This is a genomic window from Jatrophihabitans sp., assembly GCF_035474675.1.
In the GTDB taxonomy this organism is placed as follows: domain Bacteria; phylum Actinomycetota; class Actinomycetes; order Mycobacteriales; family Jatrophihabitantaceae; genus Jatrophihabitans_A.
On sequence record NZ_DATINC010000073.1, the window covers coordinates 1 to 5,653 of the forward strand.

General features: G+C 70.5%; 6 protein-coding genes and 1 pseudogene. 4 read left to right on the forward strand and 3 right to left on the reverse strand.

What is annotated here, in order from left to right:
- Nucleotides 1–300 (forward strand): annotated as a pseudogene (locus VLJ82_RS08885) (dehypoxanthine futalosine cyclase); the annotation flags it as partial.
- An 11-nt stretch (nucleotides 301–311) separates the two neighbouring features.
- Here VLJ82_RS08885 and VLJ82_RS08890 read toward each other — a convergent pair.
- Nucleotides 312–686, reverse strand: a complete 375-nt coding sequence (locus VLJ82_RS08890) for an antitoxin Xre/MbcA/ParS toxin-binding domain-containing protein (protein ID WP_408662980.1) — start codon at nucleotides 684–686, stop codon at nucleotides 312–314.
- 127 nt (nucleotides 687–813) lie between these two features.
- On the opposite strand from VLJ82_RS08890, the gene VLJ82_RS08895 reads away from it, so the two are divergent.
- Nucleotides 814–1,518, forward strand: coding sequence for a demethylmenaquinone methyltransferase (locus VLJ82_RS08895; RefSeq protein WP_408662981.1), 705 nt, complete (start codon nucleotides 814–816; stop codon nucleotides 1,516–1,518).
- Nucleotides 1,519–1,547: 29 nt separating this feature from the next.
- Here the strand turns inward: VLJ82_RS08895 and VLJ82_RS08900 are convergent, their stop codons facing one another.
- Both VLJ82_RS08900 and VLJ82_RS08905 read right to left on the reverse strand, forming a co-directional pair.
- Nucleotides 1,548–2,717: a hypothetical protein gene (locus VLJ82_RS08900; protein WP_408662982.1), complete on the reverse strand. Its 1,170-nt coding sequence runs from the start codon at nucleotides 2,715–2,717 to the stop codon at nucleotides 1,548–1,550.
- The gene (locus VLJ82_RS08905; RefSeq protein WP_408662983.1) at nucleotides 2,714–3,208 is read right to left on the reverse strand and encodes an RNA polymerase sigma factor; all 495 of its coding nucleotides are present in this window, start codon (nucleotides 3,206–3,208) and stop codon (nucleotides 2,714–2,716) included. Before VLJ82_RS08905 ends, VLJ82_RS08900 begins: the two co-directional genes overlap by 4 nt.
- Before the next feature lie 95 nt (nucleotides 3,209–3,303).
- Between VLJ82_RS08905 and VLJ82_RS08910 the strand changes: the two genes are divergently transcribed.
- Both VLJ82_RS08910 and VLJ82_RS08915 read left to right on the forward strand, forming a co-directional pair.
- On the forward strand, nucleotides 3,304–3,825 hold the full coding sequence (locus VLJ82_RS08910; RefSeq protein WP_408662984.1) for a MarR family winged helix-turn-helix transcriptional regulator: 522 nt from the start codon (nucleotides 3,304–3,306) through the stop codon (nucleotides 3,823–3,825).
- Nucleotides 3,818–5,593, forward strand: coding sequence for an MDR family MFS transporter (locus VLJ82_RS08915; protein WP_408662985.1), 1,776 nt, complete (start codon nucleotides 3,818–3,820; stop codon nucleotides 5,591–5,593). The genes VLJ82_RS08910 and VLJ82_RS08915 overlap by 8 nt, the downstream gene beginning before the upstream one ends.
- The last annotated feature ends 60 nt before the right edge of the window (nucleotides 5,594–5,653 follow it).

Sequence of the window (5,653 nt, forward strand, 5' to 3'; positions counted from 1 at the left end):
ACCACCGGCAAGGACATCGGCCAGCTGACCCTGCACTTCGGCGCCGACGACCTCGGCTCGGTGATGCTGGAGGAGAACGTGGTGTCCTCGGCCGGCGCCCGGCACCGGTCCAACCGCACCGAGCTGATCGAGCTGATCCGCTCGGCCGGCCGGATCCCGGCCCAGCGCGACACCCTCTACCGGCACCTGTTGGTGCACACCGACCCGGCCGAGGACCCGGTGGACGACCGGGTGCACTCGCACTTCGCCTCCACCGCGCTGAAGCTGCTGCCCACCACCGACCGGGTCGCGGCGCACTGACCGCCGGGCCTTCACAACTGAGGGCTACCTGACCTGGCGATGTGTTCGGCCTCTTCCAGAACGGTCTCCACGTCGCCTGCGGTCAGCAGGTCGATGGGCCGGCGACGACCGAGATTGCGGTTACGGGAGTGCAGCCAGATACGTACGCCTTCGTCGGTGTAGGTCACCCGCAGCTCTCGCACGATGTACTGGATGTCGAGGAGCCGCTGCGCTCTGACGCCAGCTGGGGCAGTGGCGCCCGACGCCCAGTTCTGGACCGTGCGCAGGCTTGCGCCGACGGCCTGGCCGAGCTCGGCCTGGGTGACTCCCGAGTCGGTGACCTCCTCGACTATGCGTGGGTAAGTGGGTCCCTCGTTCGATCGAGGCGTCGAAGCAGCGTGAGTCATGAGGTGTCCCTGTCATCCATCTGCACAGTATCCTGCGCATTATCTTGCAGGTTAAACTGCGTATGGATCTGCGGGTACCGGCAGGCACTGAAACCGGCGTTCTGTCGATCAGGGACAATCAGTTGTGATGACCAGAGCCACGCTCGCCAAGGAACCCCACGACGTCGCCCGGATGTTCGACGGGGTGGCCAAACGCTACGACCTGACCAACACGGTGCTGTCCTTCGCCCAGGACCGCCGCTGGCGGCGTGCCACCCGGGACGCGCTGGGCCTGCTGCCGGGTGAGCGGGTGCTCGACGTGGCGGCCGGCACCGGCGTGTCGACCGCCGAGCTGGCGCGTTCGGGTGCCCAGGCGGTGGCCAGCGACTTCTCCCTCGGCATGCTGCGGGCCGGTCACCACCGCGCGGGCCGGCGGCAGCTGCCGTTCGTGGCCGCCGACGCACTCCGGCTGCCGTTCGCCGACGGCGCCTTCGACGCGGTCACCATCTCCTTCGGCCTGCGCAACATCGCCGACGTGTCCGGCGCGCTGGCCGAGTTCGCCCGGGTCACCCGGCCCGGCGGCCGGCTGGTGGTGGCCGAGTTCTCCACCCCGGTGATCCCGGGCTTCCGGCAGCTCTACCTCAACTACCTGATGCGCGCGCTGCCCTGGGTGGCCCGCCGGGTGTCGAGCAACCCGGACGCCTACGTCTACCTCGCCGAGTCGATCCGCAGCTGGCCGGGCCAGCAGCAGCTGGCCTGGACCATCGCCAACTCTGGCTGGCAGGAGGTGCACTACCGCAACCTGACCGGCGGGGTGGTGGCGCTGCACTGGGCCCGGCGCCCGGGCGGCTAGGAAACCGTGCCGGCTGGCAAACCCATCGGCTAGTAGACCGTGACGGTGGGGAACTCGGCGTAGCCACGGGCGTCGGTCCAGGCGCTGCCGAGCCAGTCCCAGACCAGCCGCCGGTCCCCGGCCGGCACCCCGGTGGTGCCCAGCTGCATCTGGAACGTGATCGAGCTGTGGGCCGCCACGCCGGCCGGTGCCGCGGCGCAGTTGAGCTCGCCGGTACGGGTGACCCCCTGCTTGTCCGGGAGTTTCAGGACGTTGATCAACGCCTGCCGGTAGGCCGGGCACGGGTCGAGCGGCACTGCGGTCGACGTGGGGTTGGTCAGCGTCACCGAGTAGTCCAGCCGCTGGCCGCTGCGTACCCGGCTCGGCACGGAATAGCTCCGCACCAGCAGATCTAGGCTGCCGGCGGGTAGCACGCGCTGATGCGAGAGCGAGCTGGAGCCGGACGTACAGGTCGACTCCCCGGGGAACGGGATGGCCACCGTGGCCCCGTCTTCCCCGCCCATCCGGCCCGGGCCCTCGGGAACCACCGCCAGCCGGAGTTCGAGGGAGGCGATACCGGTGCCGCAGATCTTGGTGGGTACCTCCAGCACGTCACCGGGCGAGAGCAGCTCGTAGCCCGAGTAGCCGACCAGCGAGCTGGACCTGCCGATCCCGAGGCTGTTGCCGGCGGCATCGAGGACGTTCACGGTGGGCGTCTGGCCGCCGATGGCGCAGGGGTCGGAGCCGACCCGCTGCACGGTGAGCAGGTATCTGCCGGTGTTCCACGGTGCCGCGCCGGGGGCCTCGATGGGCGTGACCGCATCGCTGGTGGCGGCGAAGTCACCGGCCTGGCACGACTTCGTTCCCTCCGGTGGCACCCCGTCGTCGACCAGCCCCGGAGGTGAGCTCGGGGCCGGTCGGGCCGGGGCCGGCAGGTCCGCCCAGGGCACCAGGACCGGCACTGCCGGCGAGGCGGTGGGGTTCGTCGAGGTTGCCGGGTTGCCCGGCCGGTGGGGGTCGTGCTGGCGCAGCAGGGTGACGGTGCCGACGACCAGCACCAGCACAGCTGCCGCGACCAGGGCGGGCAGCAGCCAGGACGCCCGGGCGTCCCGGGGCGTGGGCAGGCGGGTCATCGCGCCGAGCGACGGCGCCGCCGGCTGGCCCGCTCGCCAGGACTCGCCCTGCCGCACCAGCAGGTCCTCCAGCTGATCGTCGGTCATCGGTAGTCCTCTCCTAGCCGGGAGCGCAGGGCGCGGCGCGCGTCGTGCAGGGTCGACTTGACGGTCCCCGCCGAGCAGCGCATCACCGCCGCGATGTCGTCGACCTCCAGGTCGGCGTAGTAGCGAAGCTGGACCGCCAGCCGCTGCCGCCGGGGCAGGCCGGCGATGGCCGCCTCCACGTCGGCGCGGACGGCCGAGTCCGGGGAGGCGGCAGGCAGCTCGTCGGCGAGCGGGTGCCAGATCCGGTACCGGCGCCAGGAGCTGCGGGCCTGGTCGACCGTGATCGCCAGCAGCCACGCCCGGACGCTGCCCCGGCCGGGGTCGTAGCTGCCGCGCCGCCGCCACGCCAGCGCCAGGGCTTCCTGCAGCACGTCGTCCCGGCTGCCGGGCGCGGCCAACCGGCCGGCCACCCGCACCAGCACGTCCCAGTGCGGCGCGACCAGGTCGGGAAAGTCGGCACCCGGCCCGGCCGCCAGCTCGCTCGTGGTCACACCGCCTAGTAGGGCTTATCCGGGTCGCGGCGTTGGGCCGGTTACCCAACCGTTATTCGTTTGACTTAGTTGCGTCTTGCAGCTAATTTAGATGCGTGCAGCAAACATCTAATGCGCAGTCTCATACGCAACACCACCAGCACGACCCGGATCCGGTAGCCGTCGTCGAGCGCGAGTTCGGCACCCTGATGATGCACGTGATCCGGTACAAGCATCAGGTCAACGGCAACCGGCTCGACCGGATGGCACTGATGGTGCTGGGCACCCTGGCCTACTGCGGAGCCTCCCGGCTGACCACCATCGCCGAGCGGACCGGGCTGGACCCCTCCACCGTCTCCCGCCAGGTCGCGGACCTGGAGAAGGCGGGCCTGCTGGCCCGCGACACCGACCCCGAGGACCGGCGGGCCATCCTGCTCAAGGCCACCGCCGAGGGCCAGCAGATGCTCGACCGGCTCACCCGCGGCCGGCGCCGCCGGATGGAACGGCTGCTGTCGGACTGGAGTCCCGACGACATCGTCACGCTCGGCCGGTTGCTCGGCCAGCTCAACGCGGCCACCGAGAAGTACGGCGCACAGAACGCACTCGAACTAGAAGAGGAACTCACTCCCCATGGCTGAACCACGTACTGCCGCCGCCGTGCCCGCCGGCCGCCTGTCCCACCAGCAGATCCTGCTGATCCTGTCCGGGCTGATGCTGGGGATGTTCCTGGCCTCGCTGGACCAGACCATCGTCTCGGCCGCGATGCGCACCATCGCCGACCGGCTCAACGGCCAGACCAACCAGGCCTGGGCGACCACCGCCTACCTGGTGACCTCGACCGTCTCCACCCCGCTGTACGGCAAGTTGAGCGACATGTACGGCCGCAAGAAGTTCTACCTGTTCGCGATCTCGATCTTCCTGGTCGGCTCGATGCTCAGCGGCATGGCCAACTCCATGGAGGAGCTGGCCGGCTTCCGCGCGGTGCAGGGCCTGGGCGCCGGCGGCCTGATGGCGCTGGCCTTCGCGATCATCGGTGACATCGTCCCGCCCCGGGAGCGGGCCCGGTACCAGGGCTACTTCATGGCGGTGTTCGCGATCTCCTCGATCGCCGGCCCGGTGCTCGGCGGCCTGCTGGCCGGCCAGGACCAGTTGCTCGGCTTCGACGGCTGGCGCTGGGTGTTCTACGTCAACCTGCCGATCGGCATCGTCGCGCTGGCGGTGGTCAGCCGGTTCCTGAACGTGCCGAGCATGCGCACCGAGCACAAGGTCGACTACCTGGGTGCGGTCACCCTGGTGCTGGGCGTCACCTCGCTGCTGCTGGTCGCCGAGCAGGGCCGCACCTGGGGCTGGGGCTCGGGCAAGTCGATCACCTACTACGTGCTGGGCGCGCTGCTGCTGATCGCCTTCCTGGTCATCGAGCGCCGGGTGGGCGAGGAGGCGATCCTGCCGCTGAAGCTGTTCCGCTCGCCGGTCTTCAACGTGGCCTCGCTGATGAACTTCATCCTCGGCATGGGGATGTTCGGCGGCATCATCTGCCTGCCGCTCTACATGCAGATCGTCAAGGGCTTCAGCCCCACCGAATCCGGCCTGTCCTTGCTGCCGATGATGGTCGGAGTCATGTCGGTGTCGATGGGCAGCGGCATCGTCACCTCGCGCACCGGCCGGTACAAGATCTTCCCGATCGTCGGGACCGGGGTGCTGATCGTTGCGCTGCTGGGCCTGTCCCGGCTCAGCGCCGAGACCAGCTATCTGGAGCTCGCGCCGCTGATGCTGCTGCTCGGCGGCGGCCTGGGCGCCTGCATGCAGACCCTGGTGCTGGCCACCCAGAACGCGGTGCCGGCCTCGCAGGTGGGCGTGGCCACCGCCTCGGCGGCCTTCTTCCGGTCGATGGGCGGCACCTTCGGAACGGCGATCTTCCTGACCATCTTCTTCTCCGGCGCCGCCCGGCACGTCGGCGACAACGTCGGCGCCGCCGCGCAGACACCGCAGTTCCAGGCGGCCCTGCGCGACCCGGCCAACGGCGTCATCGCCCGGGCGCTGCGGGCCATCTCCGGCGGCTCGACCAGCCAGCTCAACGACACCAGCTTCCTCAACAACGGCGCCCGGGTGCTGCGCGAGCCGTTCCTGACCGGCTTCGCCCAGGCGATGGACACGGTGTTCCTGGTCGCGGCGTTCGTGGTGCTGCCGGCGTTCCTGCTGAGCTTCTTCCTCAAGGAGGTCAAGCTGCGGATGGAGTCGGGCCTGCAGGCCCAGGCCGCCGAACGAGCCGCGGCGGCCGCGGCCGTGGCCGGCAACCCCGCCCCGCAGGTGGACGAGCGGACCGCCGCCCAGCTCGGAACCGGAACCGGCAACGACGAGCGGCCCGCGGCACAGCTCGGCGCGGGAACCGACGGCCGGGGTCACTGACCGGCAGCGGTCGCTGACAGCAGGCCACCCTGACAGCAGGCACCGACGTGCGAACGCCGG

Bases quoted from the DNA above. Each gene is read 5' to 3' on its own strand.
- VLJ82_RS08890 (WP_408662980.1), bottom strand. From the start codon at position 686: ATGACTCACGCTGCTTCGACGCCTCGATCGAACGAGGGACCCACTTAC.
- VLJ82_RS08895 (WP_408662981.1), top strand. From the start codon at position 814: ATGACCAGAGCCACGCTCGCCAAGGAACCCCACGACGTCGCCCGGATG.
- VLJ82_RS08900 (WP_408662982.1), bottom strand. From the start codon at position 2,717: ATGACCGACGATCAGCTGGAGGACCTGCTGGTGCGGCAGGGCGAGTCC.
- VLJ82_RS08915 (WP_408662985.1), top strand. From the start codon at position 3,818: ATGGCTGAACCACGTACTGCCGCCGCCGTGCCCGCCGGCCGCCTGTCC.